Genomic DNA, 18601 nt, shown 5'->3' with positions numbered 1-18601 from the left:
GCATCGGCCTCTGCTCAATAGATCGGCGTCACTTTCATCTGCGGCAGCGGGCGCGGCGCGCCATCGGTGAGGTCCGGGCCCAGGTCGTCCCAGCTGCGTCCCTGCTCGACCATCAATCCCCACAGCTGCTGCGAGGCCAGCCGCTTGTCTTCCGAGCCCAGCTTGTACGACGGCGGCGTCGGCTGGCCGCTGGCAACCATCGCGTACGCTGCACGGTAGGCCAGTACCTGCTGCGCCGGGTCATCGGTACGCGCCACTTCCAGCGTGTAGCGCTGGTAGGCCGAGGCCAGGTTGCGCCAGCGGATCCAGTAGTGGTTCTCGAACGAGAACGAACAGAACCGTGCACCGGCCAGGCTGCCCTTGTCGGCGATGCGGGTCAGCACCTCCTGCGGCATGTTCAGGTTCATGCCGCCCTCGTCGCCCTGCAGGCTGACGTGCACGATGCGGTCGCGGTAGCCCGGTGCACGCGCCTGCAGCAGGTCGCGCCAGTTCTGCATGGTCGCCACCACCGCGAACAGGAAACGGCCCAGCTCCGCAGCGGCCAGCGGTGTGGCGATCGACTGGTAGGTCCGCTGCCAACCGTGGCGGTTCTCGGTGGGCAGGAACACGGCGTGTTCCAGCGCCTGGCGGCCACTGCTGCCGTGGCTCATCTCTTCGGCATGCTGCGGGTAGACCAGATTGATGGCGAAGGTCGGCCAGCGCGGCAACGCGGCATCGAACAGGTGGATCGGGAAGTTGCTGCTGATGCCACCATCGGAGAACCAGCAGATCCGGAACGCGGTGATCACCGGGCCGCAGGTCTGCCCGGCACTGGTCAGCCCTTCCATGCTGTCGGCCACGTTCTGCCCGCCCTCATCTGCAGCCGTCGACGTCGGCTCGCAGCGACGTTCGCGACGCGAGGGCTCATGCAGCGGCACCGCGCTGATCAGCAGCGGGAAGCTGAGGCTCATGCGCGTGGCCACCAGTACCGGCAGCGACGCGCCCTGCGGCAGATGGTAGTAGTTGCGGCCTTCAACCTCGCGCGGTGGGCCGGCACGGTCGACCATCCACTGCACCACACTGGCCGGAAACAGCTGTTCGAACTCCTCGCGCAGGAACCAGAACTGCGCCCCACCCAACGGCAGCGTGCGCGGTTCGTTATGCGACACGCAGGTGGTGATCATCTGCAGGCTGATCGCATGCGGGCTGTCCGGCTCACCGGCATAGCGCGGCGCATCGTGCAGGTCGGCGAAGGTGAGCGGTGCATCCAGCGGCTTGCCTGACAACTGCTGCAGGCACTCGTGCAGCCACTCGGTCAATGCCGGATTGCGCGCGTCGCGGCCGAGGCCGCTGCACAGGCCCAGCAGATTGCGCCGCGCCACCCGCGCCACCCGCAGCGCGGCGCCGGCCACGCCGGCACCATAAGCGCACAGCAGCGACGGCAGCAGCGTGGCGGCCACGCCGCTCCAGCCACCGCCCCACCAGCCCAGGCCCAACAGCAGCGCCAGCGACACCAACACCTCCAGTGGCGCGATCTCGAACACGGCAACGGCCAGGCACAGCAGCTTGTGCGGCAGGCGGGCATTACCGGTCAGCACCACCAGCAGCCGATACGCCGCACGAGCGCCTCGCGCTGGCTGGAACAGGCTGTAGATGAAGCCGCGCCGCGACAGCTGCGCCGACACCGCCGATAACCCGCTGTAGCCTGCGTCGCCGGACAGGTGTTCACCCGCCTGCTGCCGACGATCACCGCACGCCGCTGCCGCTGCCACCGCCGCGGCGATGGCGCCGGCCGAGGTGCCGCCGATGCTCTTGAAGCGATATTCGCGGGCCAGCGCCAGTACCGCATTGGGGTACACGATGCCGCTGGTGATGCCACCTTTCATGACCAGATCGCAGTACTTCGCCGCCACGAGCCACCTCCCGTCTGTCGGTGCCCAGTATGGCAAGAGGCGCTCTCACAGCCTGAGAAACGAGCCACAGCCCTGCACTTTCATTGGGCCTTGACCATTGCCGCCAACGCGTCCACCGTGGGCATGCCGAAGGTATCCCTGCCGTGGCGTTGATGGCGGCAGGGATTTAAACGGGAATCCGGTGAAGGCGCCTTGCGCGCCCATTCCGGAGCTGCCCCGCAGCGGTGAATGGAAACGAATCCTGCCAACAGCACTGGGCTCGCGCCTGGGAAGCGGCAGGTAGTAGGTGGGCTGCGGCCCGTGTCCATCAGCCCGAATACCGGCCCCGGCCAGGGGACACGACCGTCCCCTGACTCGACCTGGAATCTCCGCGGGGAGGTTGCCGGGGCCGTCGTCGTCCTGCGCGTGCAGGCGATGCCGCCGCGCGCGTCCTTTTCACGGTATCCGGCCAGACCTGTTCACCCACGCGCTGATGCATGGGCCACCGCCGTTGCCGGCGGTCCATGCGGTACCTGACGATGACTGAGCTCCAACGCCCCACCCTGACCCTGCCCGCCGACGGCAAGCGCCTGCTGCTGCATTCGTGCTGCGCGCCCTGTTCGGGCGAAGTAATGGAGGCGATCACCGCCTCCGGGATCGACTACGCGATCTTCTTCTACAACCCCAACATCCATCCGGTGAAGGAATACGAACTGCGAAAGCAGGAAAACATCCGCTTCGCCGAACAGCACAACATTCCATTCATCGACTGCGACTACGACACGGACAACTGGTTCAGTCGTGCACGCGGCATGGAGAACGAGCCCGAGCGTGGTATCCGCTGCACGATGTGCTTCGACATGCGTTTCGAGCGCACCGCGCTGTATGCGCACGAGCACGGCTACGACACCATCAGTTCGTCGCTGGGCATTTCGCGCTGGAAGAACATGACGCAGATCAACGACTGTGGCATCCGCGCTGCATCCCGCTATGAAGGCCTGCAGTACTGGGATTACAACTGGCGCAAGGGCGGCGGCGCCAGCCGCATGGTAGAGATCAGCAAGCGCGAGCAGTTCTACCAGCAGGAATACTGCGGCTGCGTGTACTCGCTGCGCGATGCCAACCGCCACCGCCGCGAGAACGGCCGCGAACGGATCAAGATCGGCCTGCTGTACTACGGGCAGGACGCTGAGACGCCGCAGGGCGATTGACGTGTGGGCATGGGGCGGCCACGCTGGTCGCCCCTTCTGTTGTACCGGAACTGCCATGACCGCCCTGCCCGCCGATGTCGCCCTGCTGGTGATCGACCTGCAGCCGGACTTCATGCCCGGCGGTGCGCTGGCCTGCGATCAGGGCGATGCGCTGGTGGCACCGATTGCTGATCTGCTGGCGCAGCGCCGCTACGGCACCGTGGTGGCGACACAGGACTGGCACCCGGCCGACCATGCCTCGTTTGCCAGCCAGCATCCCGGCCAGCGCCCGTTCGAATCCATCCTGCTGCACGCGCAGCCGCAGACCCTGTGGCCGGACCACTGCGTGCAGGGCAGCGCGGGTGCCGCCTTGCACCCGGATGTGGACTGGACCGTGGCCGACCTTATCCTGCGCAAGGGCACCCGCCAGCAAGTGGATTCGTACAGTGCCTTCCGCGAGAACCACGGGCCCGACGGTACTCGTCCCGCCACCGGCCTGGCCGGTTGGCTGCACGAGCGTGGCATCCGCGAGGTGCACGTGTGCGGCCTGGCCCGCGACTACTGCGTGCTGTGGAGCGCGCAGGACGCGGTGAAGTCCGGCTTCCGGGTGAAATTCCTGTGGGAGCTGACCAAGCCGGTGACCGAAGCCAACGACGCGATGGTGCGCGAGGCGCTGGGCAAGGCGGGGATCGCGATTCTGTAGTTTCGACCCGGAAGGGACCGACGGTAGTGCCGGCCGCTGGCCGGCATCTGCACAGGTTCCGTGGCTGCCGGCCAGCGGCCGGCACTACCGGAGCCCGCATGTGCAGGCATTCTTGTCGGATCTACCTGAACACCACCGTGCGGTGCCCGTTGAGCAGGATGCGGTGCTCCACATGCCGGCGCACGGCGCGTGCCAGCACCAGCGATTCGGTATCGCTGCCCAGCCGCACCAGTTCGCGCGGTGCCATCGCGTGGTCCACGCGGGCCACGTCCTGTTCGATGATCGGGCCTTCGTCCAGATCCTCGGTGACGTAGTGCGCGGTGGCGCCGATGATCTTGACGCCGCGCGCGTGCGCCTGGTGGTACGGCTGCGCACCCTTGAAGCTGGGCAGGAAGCTGTGGTGGATGTTGATCGCACGACCGGCCAGGGCGCGGCACAGCGTGGGTGACAGGATCTGCATGTAGCGCGCCAGCACTACCAGGTCGATGCGCTCGCGTTCGACCAGGTCGATGATCTGCTGCTCCTGCACCGCACGCGTATCGGCGGTCACCGGCAGGTGATGGAACGGCACCTGGTAGGACGCGGCCAGCGCTGCGAAGTCGGCATGGTTGGACGCCACCGCCGCGATGTCGACCTTCAGCTGGCCGCTGTGGGCGCGGAACAGCAGGTCGTTGAGGCAGTGCCCCTGCTTGCTGACCAGCACCAGCAATCGTGCGCGGCGTCGGCCATCGTGCAGTTGCCAGTCCATGCCGAAGCCGGCGGCGAGCGTAGCCATGGCGGCGTGTACGGTCTCCAACGGCAGGCTGGCATCGCGGTCGAAGTGCACGCGCAGGAAGAAGCGGCCGCTTTCCTCGTCGCCGAACTGCTGGGCGTCGAGGATGTTGCAGCCGTGGTCGAACAACAGGCCGGACACGCGGTAGACGATGCCGGTACGGTCGGGGCAGGACAGGGTGAGGATGGAATCGGGGCGCATCTTCCGAGTGTAGGGCAGCGACATGCCTGCCGGATCGATGGTCACCGATGCAACCGACCTGCTTGGTTCAGTCCCAAGCGATACTTGGGTTTCTCCATGGCAAGCTGGTCGGTCATGAACCTGTTGCAACTGATCCGCAGCTTCACCCGCACCGCAGAGACCGGCAGCATTGCCGCTGCGGCCCGCATCCTTGGCATCAGCGCCACCGCAGTCGGCCAGAACATCAACCGGCTGGAGGCGCATCTGGGCGTACGGTTGCTGAACCGAAGTACGCGCCAGCTGGCCCTCAGCGAGGCCGGCGCGCTGTACCTGGCGCAGGTGCGCCACATCGAAGCCGACCTGGCACGCGCGCAGGCGATGGTCACCTCCGGTGACATCGAACCGGCCGGACCGCTGCGCATCGCCAGCAGCAGCGCGTTCGGTCGCCACGTGCTTGCGCCGTTGCTGCCTTCGCTGCAGCAGCGCTACCCGCAGCTGCAGCTGGAGCTGCGGCTGACCGACCGCGCCGTGCAGCATGGTCCGGAGGCGGTGGATGCCAGCATCCGCATCGGTGCGCAGCTGGAGGACGGCGTGGTCGCGCGGCAACTGGCGCGCGTGCCCTTCGTGTTCTGTGCCTCACCGGCCTATCTGAAGGCACATGGCACGCCGCAGCTACCCTCCGACCTGAGCGGCCATCGCGGTCTGCTGCACCGCTTTCCCACCGACGGCCGGCCGCTGCGCTGGGGCCTGCTGAAGGATGGCCAGCGCGCGGACACCGCGCTGCCGCCGAGCATGGTCTGCGATGACATCGACGCGTTGGCGACGCTGGCGGCGGCCGGTGCCGGCATCACCCGGCTGGCTGCGTTCGTGGCCGAGCCGTACCTGCGCGATGGCCGCCTGCAGGCGGTGTTCGGCGCCGATACCGCGTGGCGACCGGAGCCGATGGAAGTCTATTTCTGCGTCAGCGACCGTCGCGACTTCACCGCCAAGATCCGCGCGCTGTTCGAGCACCTGCAGGCTGGCATCGCGCCGGCCTGGCGGGTGTGACGGGGAAGAGCGGAGGGCCTTCGCGGTCAGAAACTCTCCTTCAGGCTCATCAGGTGAGCACTGGCCTCTGCCCATCCTGTCAGGGTGCGCAGGCGCAGCCCATTCCTGAAAACATGGAATACCGGAGTTTCATGGACATCCAGTTCTTTCCAGCCCGCGGGCCCCGCTTGGAGCAACATGGGATGAGAGGGATTGCTTCTGTTCCACTCGCTGACACCCGGCTGCGGCCATGCAGGAGATCGACGCACGACAAAGCGCACGCTGGATCGAATCCATGTCCATTCTGGTTCGTTCATGATCACGTGCATCGCGCGTCGCGAGGGAGCGCATGCCGGACTGACATAGGCGACCACCTCCAATCCCTCCCTGTACGTCCACCCCCGCCATTCCAGCTTTCCACTCGCAAGAGGGTGGAGAACGCCCTGCTGGCCAGGCGCGTTCCGCTCTATCTCGGGAAGTTCATCTACACGCAATGACGCCATCTCACGCAGCTCATTGGCCTCAGCAAAATGTCGAACCTGCACCAGAACCGCGTGCATTTTCCGGTGCGTTGTCTCTGTGGCAATACCTCTCCGCCCCAGTTCCGCATGAATGCATCGGACCTTGCCAAGCCATTTCTCGTCTCCAACGTACATTGAGATGTAGAAGCTGGCGCGGAACGCGGCCTCAAGGTCCAGATCGCTCAGACTGCCGCAACCATCCCCTGATGGTCTGGAAGACTCCCATGACGAATAGCCATCCACCAGCTTCTCGACTCGGTCTGAAGCGCCAGCGGCCAACATCTCCCGGTCCATTTCACGCAGTTGAGCGTCTACTGGAGTTGCTGCCCACGTACTTGTGGGCAGCAGCAAACACCAAAGCAGCATGCGACCAATCATGCGATCAGCAACTCGACATGCAGATGCTGCTCATGGAGGTTGAACAGGTCGCACGCCCTGAACAGGCGTAGCCCGGATAATCTTCGAATACCGGGTTTGGATTGGCCGACTGCACGACCACATGATCCGCTTCCGACTCCTGCCGCAATCCCGGGATGTGCACAATTGCGCGCTGTGCCCCGAAGAGTGACAGGAGCCGATAGGCTTCACCTGCACTCAGTTCGGAGACGATGGGCTCGTAGCTGAAGCTGGCCAGTCCCCGATCTCCAAACACCAGCGAATCGACAAACTGCTTGCGCGCAAGGGGTGAAAGCAACATCAGTGGGGATTCGGGAGAGAGCTCGATCATGTGAAGATCAAGCCGCCCCCGCGAGTTCACAGGGGCGTGCATGAGCGAGACATTCTCCGCCCCGGTGACACTCGCCACGTCATCACCTGCGACGGCAGGCATTGATAGAGGCAGTGAGAAAGCCGAGAGCAGAACAACCAGCATCATGGGTTTCATTGCGTTTCTCCATTGGCTGCACAACCGTGTGTGCAGCTCAACGTTGCAATGTCCGCACCCAGCGCAATGAGGTGTCATTCACATAAAGTGGTATCCGCAATCATTCCTAGTTCGTTGCGACAGGCTATGCCGCAACTCGCCGCCGCGTAGATCCCCTGCATCCTGAAGCGTCACAATGCGCTCGCAGATTGCGTCAGCGCGCCTTGAACACGCCGCGTGCATCGCGCGGCTCGCAGCGCAGGTACTGCGGCGCCGCGTCCACACTGTCACGCAGCGCGGCGGCGGCATGCCACGGCCAGCGCGGGTCGTAGAGGATGCCGCGCGCCAGCGCTACCGCATCGGCATGGCGATGGCGCAGGATCGACTCGGCCTGCTCCGGTTCGGTGATCATGCCCACCGCGATGACCGGCATGCGCACCTTGGCCTTGATCGCCGCCGCGAACGGAACCTGGTAGCCCGGGCCGACGTTGATCTTCTGGCGCTCGTCCAGGCCGCCGCTGGAGACATGCAGGAAGTTGCAGCCGCGCGCGTCCAGCACCTGGGCCAGCGCCTCGCTCTGCACCAGGTCCCAGCCGCCATCGACCCAATCGCTGGCAGAGATGCGCACGCCCACGGCGACCTTGTCGGACACCACCGCACGCACCGCGTCGAACACTTCCACCAGCAGGCGCAGGCGGTTCGGCAGCGAGCCGCCGTAGCCATCGGTGCGGCGGTTGCTCAGCGGCGACAGGAACTGGTGCAGCAGGTAACCGTGCGCGGCGTGCAGCTCGATCAGCTCGAAGCCCAGGCGCTCGGCGCGCACCGCACTGGCGGCGAAGGCGGCGATGACTTCGGCGATGCCGGCTTCGTCCAGCTCCTGCGGTGCCGGATCGGTGGCATGGAACGGAAGTGGCGACGGTGCCAGCGTGGCCCAGCCACGCGCATCGTCGGCCGGCAACTGGCCACCGCCGTCCCACGGACGCTTCACCGAGGCCTTGCGGCCGGCGTGGCCCAACTGGATGCCCAGCGGCATCGGCGACCAGCGGCGAACGCTGGCCAGCACCTGCGCCAGCGCGGCCTCGGTGCCATCGTCCCACAGGCCCAGGTCGGCCCAGCTGATGCGGCCGCGCGGCTCGACCGCGGTGGCTTCCAGGATCAGCAGGCCGGCGCCGGACTGCGCCAGGTTGCCCAGGTGCATGGCATGCCAGTCGCTGGCGCGGCCGTCTTCGGCGGAGTACTGGCACATCGGCGCGATGACGATGCGGTTGGACAGGGTCAGGGGGCCGAACGAGATCGGCGAAAACAGCTGGGTCACGGCGAGGCGGGGGAGAAGCGGATGGGGGGGCGTATTGCACCGCCGCACGGCCTGCGAATCAACCGTCTGGATGGATCGCTGTTTCGTGGGAAGGCGCAGACGCTGGGTCAGCGCACCCAGCCGGCCAGCGCCTCGGCGCAGTCGCGCTCGTCCTTGAACTGCAGCAGGTCGTCGGCGCGGGTGCGGCCACGGTTCAGCGCGGCTACCGGCAGCCCCGCCTTGGCTGCGGCCTGCACGAAGCGGAAACCGGAATAGACCATCAGCGAGGAACCCACCACCAGCACCGCGTCGGCCTGCTGCAGGTGATCGTGCACCGCCGCCACGCGTTCACGCGGCACGTTTTCGCCGAAGAACACCACGTCCGGCTTCAACACGCCGCTGCAGTGCGGGCACTCGGGCACCACAAACGTGGAGAAATCGGTCTCCAGGTCGGCGTCGCCATCCGGGGCGATGCCGGCCTCCAGCGCGTCCCAGCCGGGGTTGGCGTCCAGCAGGTGCTGTTGGAATTCCTCACGGCCACTGCGGCGCTCGCAGCCCATGCAGCGCACCAGATCCAGACGGCCGTGCAGGTCGATGACGTTGTGGCTGCCGGCACGCTGGTGCAGGCCGTCCACATTCTGCGTCAGCAGCACCTGCAGCGTGCCGCGCGCTTCCAGCGCGGCCAGGGCCTGGTGGGTGCCGTTGGGCTGGGCCAGGCCGAAGCGCGGCCAACCCAGCAGGCTGCGCGCCCAGTAGCGCTGGCGGGTGGCCGCCTCGCCCATGAAGGCCTGGTAAGTCACCGGCGGCGTGCGTTTCCACTGGCCATCGGTATCCCGGTAATCGGGAATGCCCGAAGCGGTACTGCAACCAGCGCCGGTCAGTACGAACAGGCGCTGGGCGCGGTCGATGAAGTCGGTCAGTGGCGGGGTCATGGCTGCCAGATGGGGGCGCGGCGGCGCCCCCGCAAGCGCAGGTTCAGCCGGCGGATCAGGCTGCCGGCAGCGGCGGCACCGCGATCGGATGGCCTTCCTCGTCCAGCGCGATCATCACGAAGTGGCCGCGGGTGCACAGCTTGCGCTCGCCGCTGTGCAGGTCTTCGGCGACCAGTTCCACCTCCACCTTCATCGAGCTGCGGCCGACTTCGACGATGCGGCCGATGGTTTCCACCATCTGGCCGATGCGGATCGGCAGCTTGAAGTCGACCTGGTCGCTGCGCGCGGTCACCACGGTGCGCCGCGAGTAACGAGCGGCGGCCAGGAACGCGGCCTTGTCCATCCACGCCAGCGCCTGGCCACCGAACAGGGTGCCGAGATGGTTGGTGTGGTTGGGGAAGACAATTTCTGCCATGCGCACTTCGGTGGGCGGCACGGTCTCGGGGATCGGGGTCATGGGGGTAGTTCGGTGTGGGGTGCTGCGGATTCTAAGCGACCGGCGTGACGGGCATCGGAACCCGCGCGCAACAGGTATCCGGCAGTGGCGCCTGCGCAGGCCGCGCCCGCTGCAGGCGCTACACTGCGCCACGCCCACTGCCAGGACTGCCCATGCCCGCCACTTCCGACCTGCTGGCCTTTGCGCTGGTCTCGCTGGCCATGGTGCTCACGCCCGGGCCGAACATGATCTACGTGATCTCGCGCTCGATCTGCCAGGGGCCGGTGGCAGGCCTGATCTCGCTGGGCGGGGTGGCGCTGGGCTTCGTGTTCTACATGCTGTGTGCGGCACTGGGCATCACCGCCCTGCTGATGACCGTACCGTTCGCCTACGACGCGCTGCGCATCGGTGGCGCGCTGTACCTGCTGTACCTGGCCTGGCAGGCGCTCAAGCCCGGCGGCCGCTCGCCGTTCGCGGTACGCGAGCTTCCGCAGGACAGCCCGCGCAAGCTGTTCACGATGGGCTTCCTGACCAATCTATTGAACCCCAAGGTGGCGGTGATGTACCTGTCGCTGCTGCCGCAGTTCCTGCACCCGGACAGCGAAGGCAGCGTGTTGATGCAATCGGTGGTGCTGGGCTCCACCCAGATCGCGGTGAGTGTGACCGTGAACGGCATCATCGCGCTGACCGCGGGCAGCATTGCCGGCTTCCTCGCCGCGCGCCCGACCTGGCAGGTGGTGCAACGCTGGCTGATGGGCACGGTGCTGGCCGGGCTGGCGGTGCGCATGGCGGTGGAAGGGCGGAGGTAAGAGCTTTTTGTAGAGTCGAGCCATGCTCGACTGATCTTCGCGAAAAGCAGTCGAGCATGGCTCGACTCTACAGAAACAAAAAACCCCGGCGTTGGCCGGGGTTTCTCGTTGCGACAGGCCTGACCGGTTCGATCAGAAGTTCATGTCGAAGGCGACTTCGCCCTGCACGCCCACCTGGTAGGCCGAGGCGCGGCGTTCGAAGAAGTTGGTCAGTTCCTGCACGTCCTGCAGTTCCATGAAGCTCAGCGGGTTGCGCACGTTGTACTTGCGCTCCATGCCCAGGCGATGGAAATGGTTGTCGGCGCAGTGCTGCAGGTACTGGCGCATGTCACGGGTGGAGATGCCCGCCACGCCACCGGACAGCACGTCCTCGGCGAACTGCACTTCGCACTCGATCGCTTCGGCCAGCATGTCATAGACATCCTGCTTCATCTTGTCGTCGAACAGGTCCGGCTCTTCCTCGCGGATCACGTCCACGCACTCGAAGGCGAAGTCCATGTGCGCGCTTTCGTCGCGGAACACCCAGTTGGTGCCCGAAGCCAGGCCGTTGAGCAGGCCGCGCGAACGGAAGTAGTAGACGTAGGCGAACGCGGCGAAGAAGAACAGGCCTTCGATGCACGCAGCGAAGCAGATCTGGTTGAGCAGGAACTGGCGACGCTCTTCGCGGGTCTCGATGCGCTTCAGGTTCTGGATCGAGTCGATCCACTTGAAGCAGAAATCGGCCTTCTTCTTGATCGAGTCGATGTTCTCCACCGCGGCGAAGGCTTTGACGCGCTCGTCCGGATCCGGCAGGTAGTTGTCGAGCAGGGTCAGGTAGAACTGCACGTGCAGCGCTTCTTCGTACAGCTGGCGCGACAGGTACATGCGCGCTTCGGGTGCGTTCAAGTGCTGGTACAGGTTCAGCACCAGGTTGTTGGACACGATCGAATCGCCGGTGGCGAAGAACGCAACCAGGCGGTGGATCAGGTGACGCTCGCCCGGCGACATCTTGCTGTGCAGGTCGCTGATGTCGATCTGGAAGTTGATCTCTTCCACCGTCCAGGTGTTCTTGATCGCATTCCGGTACATGTCATAGAACTGCGGGTAGCGCATGGGGCGCAGGGTCAGTTCAAAACCGGGATCGAGCAGCATCTGCTTGGGCTTGTCGGCCATGGGTGTTTCCTTGTCTTCTCGGGTCAAAACGCCGGGCGTGGCCCGGCGCTACCTTGTCATTCCAGCAGCCGAGCATGGCCCGGCTCTATAAGTGCGAAGTGTTCGAGTGCCGACCAACGGTCGGCACCCACCATGCAATGTTATTGGCAGGCTTCGCAGGCTTCCGGGTTTTCCAGCGAGCAGGCGATGGCCTCTTCCGGGCTGAACACCTTCTCCGGGGCGGCGCCTGCGGCGTGGCTGACCGTGGTCTTGGCGATCTTGGTGGCCGGACGCGAACGCAGGTAGTAGGTGGTCTTGATGCCCTGCTTCCAGGCGTACATGTACATGGAGGACATCGCGCCGATGTTCGGGCTTTCCATGAACAGGTTGAGCGAGGCGGACTGGTCGATGAAGGCGCCACGGTCGGCGGCCATGTCGATCAGCGAACGCATCGGCAGTTCCCACGCGGTGCGGTAGACGTGGCGCAGCGTTTCCGGAATCTGCGTGATGCCCTGGATCGAGCCTTCGGCCAGCTTGATCGCGTCGCGCATTTCCGGGGTCCAGTGGCCCAGCTTCTTCAGCTCGTTCACCAGGTAGCGGTTGACCTGCAGGAAGTCACCGGACAGGGTTTCGCGCTTGAACAGGTTGGACACCTGCGGTTCAACGCACTCGTAGCAGCCGGCAATCGAGGCGATGGTCGCGGTCGGTGCGATGGCGATCATCAGCGAGTTGCGCAGGCCATGTTCCTTGATGCGCTCGCGCAGGCTATCCCAACGCTCGGCGTCTTCAGGCACCACGTTCCAGGCATCGAACTGCAGCTCGCCGCTGGCCGCACGGGTGTCGGCGAAGGACGGGTGCTTGCCGCGTTCCTGGGCCAGTTCGACCGAGGTTTCCAGCGCGTGGAAGTAAATGGTCTCGGCGATCTTCTTCGACAGCGCGCGGGCTTCGGCGCCGTCGAACGGCAGGCGCTTGCGGAAGAACACGTCCTGCAGGCCCATGCAGCCCAGGCCGACCGGGCGCCAGCGCAGATTGCCACGGCGCGCCGATTCGATCGGGTAGAAGTTCAGGTCGATCACGCGGTCGAGCTGGCGCACGGCCAGTCGCACGGTGTCGGCCAGCTTGTCGAAATCGAACTCGCCGTTGCCGTCGAAGTGGTTGCCCAGGTTGATCGAACCCAGGTTGCACACCGCGGTCTCTTCGGCCGAGGTGACTTCCAGGATTTCGGTGCACAGGTTGGACAGGTGGATCACGTTGCCGGCGCGCAGGGTCTGGTTGCTGGCGCGGTTGCACTTGTCCTTGAAGGTCATCCAGCCGTTGCCGGTCTCGGCCAGGGTGCGCATCATCCGCGAGTACAGCTTGCGCGCGGAGATGGTGCGGTTGGCCTTGCCCTGTGCCTCGGCCTGCAGGTAGGCGGCTTCGAAGGCTTCACCGAACAGGTCGGTGAACTCCGGCACCACGCGCGGATCGAACAGCGACCATTCCTGGTCGGCCTCGACGCGCTTCATGAACAGGTCCGGGATCCAGTTGGCCAGGTTCAGGTTGTGCGCACGGCGCGATTCGTCGCCGGTGTTGTCACGCAGTTCAAGGAAGTCCTCGACGTCGGCGTGCCAGGTTTCCAGGTAGACGCAGGCCGCGCCCTTGCGCTTGCCGCCCTGGTTCACCGCAGCCACCGACGAATCCATGGTCTTCAGCCACGGCACGATACCGTTGGAATGGCCGTTGGTGGACTTGATCAGCGAGCCGCGCGAACGCACGCGGGTGTAGCTGACGCCGATACCGCCGGAGAACTTGGACAGCTGGGCGATATCGCCGTACTTGGAGTAGATCGACTCCAGCGAATCCTGCGGCGAATCCAGCAGGAAGCACGAGGACAGCTGCTCGTGGGTGGTGCCGGAGTTGAACAGGGTCGGGCTGGACGGCAGGTAGTCCAGGTTGCCCATGCGCTTGTACAGCGCCAGGGCCTCCGGCACGTCCTCGCTGAGCGCGCTGGCGATACGCAGGAAGAACTGCTGCGGGGTCTCGATCACCTTGCGGGTGTGCGGATGGCGCAGCAGGTAACGGTCGTACAGGGTACGCAGGCCGAAGTAATCGAAGTTCAGGTCCAGCGACATGTCGATCGCATCGTTGAGCTTGCGTGCGTTGGTCTGCACGAAGTTCAGCAGGCGGTCGTTGATCAGGCCCACTTCGTGGCCACGACCAACCGACTGCGAGAAGGCATAGATTTCCTGGCCCGAGACTTCCTTGGCGATGTAGTTGGCCAGCAGGCGCGCGGCCAAGCGGCCGTACTCGGGCTCTTCACCGATCAGCAGGGCGGCGGTGCGGATGGACAGTTCGTCCAGCTCGCGGGTGGTGGCGCCGTTGTACAGGCCGGAAATGGTGCGGGTTGCCACGCGCATCGGATCGACGGCGTGCAGGCCTTCGGAGGAACGCTGCACCGCGCGCACGATCTTGTTCAGATCCACCAGCTCGGTCGTGCCATTGCGCTTGGTCACACTCATCGCGTTGGCCGTCGGCGGCGACGTCAACAGGAATTCGCTTTCCTTCTCGATGGTGGCGCTGGATTCGGTGGTCACGGCGTGAGTCCTCTTGGCGTGATGGATGGTGGCTCGGTGCATCGGATGACGCGGCCCGGGACGTGACACCCCAGCATTGCAGACCGGCGTCGCAGGAATTGAGACCTGCGCCTATGGCTGCTGCTGGTAGTGCTGACCGGTGCCGCTTCGGGCGTGGAGGGCGCATCACCGGAGGGTCCGGCGATCCATTCCATGGACCCGGCGGCTTGGGGTTCCCAACGCCGTCAGCCACAAGATAGTGGGGGTCAGGGGGTCCGTCAACGCCAAATGTAGTGAAATTCGGCAATCCCTTGCGCCGCAAGGATCGGGCCGTCGGCGCCCGGTTTGGACGCTTTGAACCTGCTGGAACGGGCTGCGCAGTCAAGCCCGAAAAACGTCACGGCGGTAGCAATCAGCGCCCCACCAGCGGAACGATGACAGCTTCACATGACAGTGATGAAACTGGCTAGGGACAACCCTGTGGATAGGTGGTGGGCAGCCGGTGGGAATCCGGTGGACGGGTGACTTCCGGCCGGTGACGGCCTCGCGCTGGCAGCGGATGCTGGGGACCTTCGGTTCCGGAGAAGGATGTTCCGATGCGCCTGTCACTGCCCGCCCTGGCCCTGCTGCCCGCCCTGTTCATTGCCCCGGCACTGGCCGCCGAAGGACCGGACCTGCGTTCAGACCAGTGCGGCATCCATACCGACTACGACGTGCTGGTGGACAGCGGCGGCATCTGGCTGCGGCACGGCCCACAGGCACCGCATGAAGTGGTGTTCCACGACGGCGAGCTGAGCTTGGACGGCAGGATGGTGACGGTCAGCACCGCCGACGCCGCCCGCCTGCGGCAGATGGAGGCCGGTGCCCGCCAGCTGATGCCAGCGGCCACGGCGCTGGCCCACGAAGTCTCCGCAGTCACCTTCGATGCGTTGGACGCCGCCTTCGAAGCCATCACCGGCAAGTCCCGCAATCGCCAGATGCGTGCGATGCGCGGCGAGATGCAGGACTGGATCGACGCCAGCCTGGGCCGCGGCTACTGGGAACAGGAAGCCTTCGGCGACGGCTTCGATGCGCACATCGAGCAGATGGCCGAGACGATGGCCGGGGCGATGACCCGCAGCGTGTTGTGGCAGGTGTTCACCGGCCGCACCGGCGCCATGGAGCGCCGCGCCGACCGCCTCGATGCGGAAGTGGACCGCCGCATGGAGGCACGCAGCCAGCAGCTGGAGGCCAAGGCCATGGCGCTATGCCCGCTGGTGCGGTCACTGGCAGAGGCCCACGATGCGCTGGAGGTGCGCTACCAGGGCCAGCCGCTACGGCTGCTGCAGCGCGACGCGAGCGTACGGGTGGAGCACGGCACCGGCTCGGGGCTGCATGTCTCGGCCGGGCCGGATGAGCAGCCACGTGGGAATGCCGTGGCACCCTCCCGATAACTGCGCTGCGTATGCCGGCCAGCGGCCGGCACTACCGGAACCCTAGCGTGGTAGTGCCGGCCGCTGGCCGGCAACGCACTCCCGCAGAACCCCTCACGCCCGGTGCGGGGTACCCAGGTATTCGGCGCTCTGCATTTCAATCAGGCGCGAGGCGGTGCGCTCGAACGCGCCCTGCAGGCGGGTGCCGGAATACAGCTCGACCGGCGAAGTGCTGGCGGTGCAGACCAGGTTGACGTGGCGGTCGTACAGCTCGTCGATCAGGTTGACGAAGCGGCGCGCGGCATCCTCGTTCAGGCGATCGAAGGCCGGAATGCCCCCCAGCAGCACGGTGTTGAACTCGTGCGCGATCTCGATGTAGTCCGACGGCCCGCGCGGGCCTTCGCACAGGGCGGCGAAGTCGAACCAGGCAATGCTCTTGCCGCGCGCGCGCACCGGAATCTTGCGGCTCTCGATTTCGATGTTGCCCGCCTTGGCCGGCTGGCCACCGCTCAACTCGCCCCAGCGCGTAGCCAGCCAGGTGTCACTGTCGGCGGCCAGCGGCGCGCGGTACACCGGCGAACGGGTCAGCGCGCGCATGCGGTAGTCCTCGGTGCCTTCGGCGTACAGCTCCACGCAGTAGCGCTGCAGCAAGCCGATGGCCGGCATGAAGCTCTCGCGCTGCAGGCCGTTGAGGTACAGGTTTTGCACCGCCGTGTTGGAGGTGGTGACCAGGGTCACGCCCTCGGCGAACATCCGCTCCAGCAGCCGCGCCAGCAACATGGCGTCGCCGATGTCGGTGACGAAGAATTCGTCCAGCACCAGCACGCGCAGGTTGCTGCGCCACTCCTGGGCGATCTTCGCCAGAGGATCGCTCTGCCCCTGGTGCTCACGCAGGCGCTCGTGGACGCTGCGCATGAAACGGTGGAAATGGGTGCGGTACTTCTGCTTGATCGGCAGGCCGTCGTAGAACAGGTCGACCAGGAAGGTCTTGCCACGACCGACGCCGCCCCAGAAGTACAGGCCCTTGACCGGCTCGGGCTTCTTCCAGAACGAGGACAGGCGGTCCAGCCAGCCGTCCTCGGCACTGTCCAGCAGGCCCAGGTGGATGCGGTCCAGTTCGGCCAGCGCGGCGTGCTGGGCCGGGTCGTTCTGCCAGTCGCCACGGGCAACCCCTTCCGCGTACCGCTGCGACGGGGTCAACTCGGTTGCACTCATGCCGCCGCGCCCAGCCAGTGCTTGACGCCGTGGGTCAACGCGCCGCGCAGATCGATCAGCTTGCGGTGGAAGAAGTGGCTGGTCTCCGGCATGCGTACCAGCTCATGCGGGAACGCCAGCGTGTCCAGCCACTGGTAGACGGCCTGCGGATCGACGATCTCGTCCTGCTCGCCCTGTATCACCAGCCAGCGCGCCGGGGGCGCGATGCCATCGAAATCCCAGCGGCCGGCCGGCGGCGCGATCGAGATCAGCGCTTCCGGCTGCAGCTCGGCAGCAGCCTTCAACGAAACGAACGAGCCGAAGCTGAAACCGGCCAGCCACAGGCGGTCGTCGGGGCGCTGGCTCTGCACCCAGGCGGCAACCGCCTTCAGGTCGTCCTGCTCGCCCACGCCGTGATCGAACTCACCGGTCGAACCACCGACGCTGCGGAAGTTGAAGCGCACCGTGGCGATGCCCAGCTCGCGCAGGGTGGTGGCGGTCATGGTGACCACCTTGTTGTGCAGGGTGCCGCCTTCGGTGGACAGCGGATGGCAGATGATGGCCACGATCGGCTGCGCCGGCACATCGGCCTTGGGCAGGTCGACGACCACCTCCAGCGGACCAACCGGGCCATCCAGCACCAGGCATGCAGTTTCGCCAGCGGCGACAGGGAACGAGGGCTTGTGCATGGCACCATGATAGCGTCCCCCGCCCCTGCCCTGTGCCCGCCCCATGCTCTACCTGTCCTTGGCCGTGATCTGCAGTGTGCTGGTTTCGGTGTTGTTGAAGCTGGCCAGCCGCCGCCAGCTGGATGTTGCGCAGATGGTCACCTGGAACTATCTGGTGGCGGCAACGCTCACCGCCGTGGTGCTGCAGCCGCCGATGGATGCGCTGCGCGCACCACACGCGCCATGGCTGTCGCTGCTGGCGCTGGCGGTGGTGCTGCCGTCGATCTTCCTGGTGCTGGGCCGCGCGGTGGCGGTGGCCGGCATAGTCCGCAGCGACGTGGCACAGCGGCTGTCGCTGCTGCTGTCATTGGCGGCGGCCTTCCTGTTCTTCGGCCAGACCGCCACGCCGTGGAAGCTGGCCGGTCTCGGCCTGGGTCTGCTGGCGATGGTGGCCATCAGCCTGCGCCCGCGCGGACCGGCGGTGGCGTCCTCACCCGGTGGCTGGGGCTGGCTGCTGGGCGTCTGGGCCGGGTTCGCGGTGGTGGACGTGCTGCTCAAGCAGGTGGCGCTGTCCGGCACACCCTCGATGGCGGCGGTGCTGGCCAGCTTCAGCGTGGCCTTCGTGCTGATGCTGGCGTTGCAGCTATGGCGGCATTTCAGTAGCCGCAGCCGGCTGGCCTGGCGCAACCTCGGCGCGGGCGCGCTGCTGGGCCTGCTCAACGGCGGCAACATCCTTTTCTATGTGCATGCGCACCAGGCGATGCCGGAGAGCCCGGCCACCGTGTTCGCCGGCATGAACATCGGCGTGGTGGTATTGGGCGCGCTGGTGGGTGTGTTCGCCTTCGGCGAAGCGACCACGAAGTGGAACCGCGCCGGCCTTGCACTGGCGGTGCTGGCGATCGGGTTGATCGCCTGGGGGTGAGCGTTGGTTGCGGCGGGCCATTTCCGCGCCCGCGGTGGGATGTCACTTTTCTTTTCACGCGAAAAGAAAAGTAACCAAAAGAAACGCGCCCCCAGCCGCGAGCCGGTGCTGTGCACCGGTACCCTG

17 protein-coding genes and 1 riboswitch are annotated in these 18601 nt (G+C 66.1%); of the genes, 6 read left to right on the top strand and 11 right to left on the bottom strand.

The window, feature by feature from the left end:
* Positions 1-14: 14 nt before the first annotated feature.
* Positions 15-1865: an RpoH suppressor gene (locus AC13GA_RS16020; protein ID WP_482998524.1), complete on the bottom strand. Its 1851-nt coding sequence runs from the start codon at positions 1863-1865 to the stop codon at positions 15-17.
* 154 nt (positions 1866-2019) lie between these two features.
* A riboswitch (cobalamin riboswitch) is annotated at positions 2020-2234 on the top strand.
* 161 nt (positions 2235-2395) lie between these two features.
* Here AC13GA_RS16020 and AC13GA_RS16015 point away from each other — a divergent pair.
* Positions 2396-3082, top strand: coding sequence for an epoxyqueuosine reductase QueH (locus tag AC13GA_RS16015; RefSeq protein ID WP_428709771.1), 687 nt, complete (start codon positions 2396-2398; stop codon positions 3080-3082).
* 55 nt (positions 3083-3137) lie between these two features.
* Positions 3138-3764 (top strand): bifunctional nicotinamidase/pyrazinamidase, encoded by a 627-nt coding sequence (pncA, locus tag AC13GA_RS16010; RefSeq protein WP_482998523.1) that lies wholly within the window; start codon positions 3138-3140, stop codon positions 3762-3764.
* Positions 3765-3885: 121 nt separating this feature from the next.
* On the opposite strand, the gene purU is transcribed toward pncA, so the two are convergent.
* Positions 3886-4737, bottom strand: a complete 852-nt coding sequence (gene purU / locus AC13GA_RS16005; RefSeq protein WP_136639137.1) for a formyltetrahydrofolate deformylase — start codon at positions 4735-4737, stop codon at positions 3886-3888.
* Between the two features lie 114 nt (positions 4738-4851).
* On the opposite strand from purU, the gene AC13GA_RS16000 reads away from it, so the two are divergent.
* On the top strand, positions 4852-5763 hold the full coding sequence (locus AC13GA_RS16000) for a LysR family transcriptional regulator (protein WP_295379392.1): 912 nt from the start codon (positions 4852-4854) through the stop codon (positions 5761-5763).
* 26 nt (positions 5764-5789) lie between these two features.
* Here the strand turns inward: AC13GA_RS16000 and AC13GA_RS15995 are convergent, their stop codons facing one another.
* The 5 genes from AC13GA_RS15995 to AC13GA_RS15975 form a co-directional block, all read right to left on the bottom strand.
* Positions 5790-6545 (bottom strand): hypothetical protein, encoded by a 756-nt coding sequence (locus AC13GA_RS15995; protein ID WP_136639098.1) that lies wholly within the window; start codon positions 6543-6545, stop codon positions 5790-5792.
* Positions 6546-6645: 100 nt separating this feature from the next.
* Positions 6646-7146 (bottom strand): hypothetical protein, encoded by a 501-nt coding sequence (locus tag AC13GA_RS15990; protein WP_101764733.1) that lies wholly within the window; start codon positions 7144-7146, stop codon positions 6646-6648.
* Between the two features lie 193 nt (positions 7147-7339).
* On the bottom strand, positions 7340-8440 hold the full coding sequence (locus AC13GA_RS15985) for an NADH:flavin oxidoreductase/NADH oxidase (RefSeq protein WP_482998522.1): 1101 nt from the start codon (positions 8438-8440) through the stop codon (positions 7340-7342).
* Positions 8441-8547: 107 nt separating this feature from the next.
* Complete coding sequence (locus AC13GA_RS15980) at positions 8548-9351, bottom strand: NAD-dependent protein deacetylase (RefSeq protein ID WP_482998521.1); 804 nt, start codon at positions 9349-9351, stop codon at positions 8548-8550.
* Between the two features lie 55 nt (positions 9352-9406).
* Complete coding sequence (locus tag AC13GA_RS15975) at positions 9407-9808, bottom strand: acyl-CoA thioesterase (protein WP_004153688.1); 402 nt, start codon at positions 9806-9808, stop codon at positions 9407-9409.
* Positions 9809-9960: 152 nt separating this feature from the next.
* Here AC13GA_RS15975 and AC13GA_RS15970 point away from each other — a divergent pair, with 152 nt between their 5' ends.
* Positions 9961-10596, top strand: coding sequence for a LysE family translocator (locus AC13GA_RS15970; RefSeq protein WP_253079592.1), 636 nt, complete (start codon positions 9961-9963; stop codon positions 10594-10596).
* Positions 10597-10728: 132 nt separating this feature from the next.
* Here the strand turns inward: AC13GA_RS15970 and AC13GA_RS15965 are convergent, their stop codons facing one another.
* Both AC13GA_RS15965 and AC13GA_RS15960 read right to left on the bottom strand, forming a co-directional pair.
* Positions 10729-11748 carry a ribonucleotide-diphosphate reductase subunit beta gene (locus AC13GA_RS15965; RefSeq protein WP_012509755.1) on the bottom strand — a complete coding sequence of 340 codons (1020 nt, stop codon included), beginning with the start codon at positions 11746-11748 and terminating at the stop codon, positions 10729-10731.
* 140 nt (positions 11749-11888) lie between these two features.
* Positions 11889-14300 (bottom strand): ribonucleoside-diphosphate reductase subunit alpha, encoded by a 2412-nt coding sequence (locus tag AC13GA_RS15960; RefSeq protein WP_004136104.1) that lies wholly within the window; start codon positions 14298-14300, stop codon positions 11889-11891.
* A gap of 575 nt (positions 14301-14875) precedes the next feature.
* Between AC13GA_RS15960 and AC13GA_RS15955 the strand changes: the two genes are divergently transcribed.
* Positions 14876-15712 (top strand): DUF2884 family protein, encoded by an 837-nt coding sequence (locus AC13GA_RS15955; protein WP_482998520.1) that lies wholly within the window; start codon positions 14876-14878, stop codon positions 15710-15712.
* 93 nt (positions 15713-15805) lie between these two features.
* Here AC13GA_RS15955 and zapE read toward each other — a convergent pair whose 3' ends face one another.
* Positions 15806-16906, bottom strand: a complete 1101-nt coding sequence (gene zapE / locus AC13GA_RS15950; RefSeq protein WP_482998519.1) for a cell division protein ZapE — start codon at positions 16904-16906, stop codon at positions 15806-15808.
* Positions 16903-17574 (bottom strand): alpha/beta hydrolase, encoded by a 672-nt coding sequence (locus tag AC13GA_RS15945; protein ID WP_253079478.1) that lies wholly within the window; start codon positions 17572-17574, stop codon positions 16903-16905. Before AC13GA_RS15945 ends, zapE begins: the two co-directional genes overlap by 4 nt.
* Before the next feature lie 43 nt (positions 17575-17617).
* On the opposite strand from AC13GA_RS15945, the gene AC13GA_RS15940 reads away from it, so the two are divergent.
* The gene (locus AC13GA_RS15940) at positions 17618-18475 is read left to right on the top strand and encodes an EamA family transporter (protein WP_253079477.1); all 858 of its coding nucleotides are present in this window, start codon (positions 17618-17620) and stop codon (positions 18473-18475) included.
* Positions 18476-18601: the final 126 nt, after the last annotated feature.

It is taken from the genome of Stenotrophomonas sp. 22DLJC03 (assembly GCF_056861405.1).
This window is presented reverse-complemented; position numbering and strand designations above follow the sequence as displayed.

Coding starts and splice junctions, on each gene's coding strand:
- AC13GA_RS16020 (WP_482998524.1), bottom strand. CDS start 1,865: ATGAAAGGTGGCATCACCAGCGGCATCGTGTACCCCAATGCGGTACTG.
- AC13GA_RS16015 (WP_428709771.1), top strand. CDS start 2,396: ATGCGGTACCTGACGATGACTGAGCTCCAACGCCCCACCCTGACCCTG.
- pncA (WP_482998523.1), top strand. CDS start 3,138: ATGACCGCCCTGCCCGCCGATGTCGCCCTGCTGGTGATCGACCTGCAG.
- purU (WP_136639137.1), bottom strand. CDS start 4,737: ATGCGCCCCGATTCCATCCTCACCCTGTCCTGCCCCGACCGTACCGGC.
- AC13GA_RS16000 (WP_295379392.1), top strand. CDS start 4,852: ATGAACCTGTTGCAACTGATCCGCAGCTTCACCCGCACCGCAGAGACC.
- AC13GA_RS15995 (WP_136639098.1), bottom strand. CDS start 6,545: ATGTTGGCCGCTGGCGCTTCAGACCGAGTCGAGAAGCTGGTGGATGGC.
- AC13GA_RS15990 (WP_101764733.1), bottom strand. CDS start 7,146: ATGAAACCCATGATGCTGGTTGTTCTGCTCTCGGCTTTCTCACTGCCT.
- AC13GA_RS15980 (WP_482998521.1), bottom strand. CDS start 9,351: ATGACCCCGCCACTGACCGACTTCATCGACCGCGCCCAGCGCCTGTTC.
- AC13GA_RS15975 (WP_004153688.1), bottom strand. CDS start 9,808: ATGACCCCGATCCCCGAGACCGTGCCGCCCACCGAAGTGCGCATGGCA.
- AC13GA_RS15970 (WP_253079592.1), top strand. CDS start 9,961: ATGCCCGCCACTTCCGACCTGCTGGCCTTTGCGCTGGTCTCGCTGGCC.
- AC13GA_RS15965 (WP_012509755.1), bottom strand. CDS start 11,748: ATGGCCGACAAGCCCAAGCAGATGCTGCTCGATCCCGGTTTTGAACTG.
- AC13GA_RS15955 (WP_482998520.1), top strand. CDS start 14,876: ATGCGCCTGTCACTGCCCGCCCTGGCCCTGCTGCCCGCCCTGTTCATT.
- zapE (WP_482998519.1), bottom strand. CDS start 16,906: ATGAGTGCAACCGAGTTGACCCCGTCGCAGCGGTACGCGGAAGGGGTT.
- AC13GA_RS15945 (WP_253079478.1), bottom strand. CDS start 17,574: ATGCACAAGCCCTCGTTCCCTGTCGCCGCTGGCGAAACTGCATGCCTG.
- AC13GA_RS15940 (WP_253079477.1), top strand. CDS start 17,618: ATGCTCTACCTGTCCTTGGCCGTGATCTGCAGTGTGCTGGTTTCGGTG.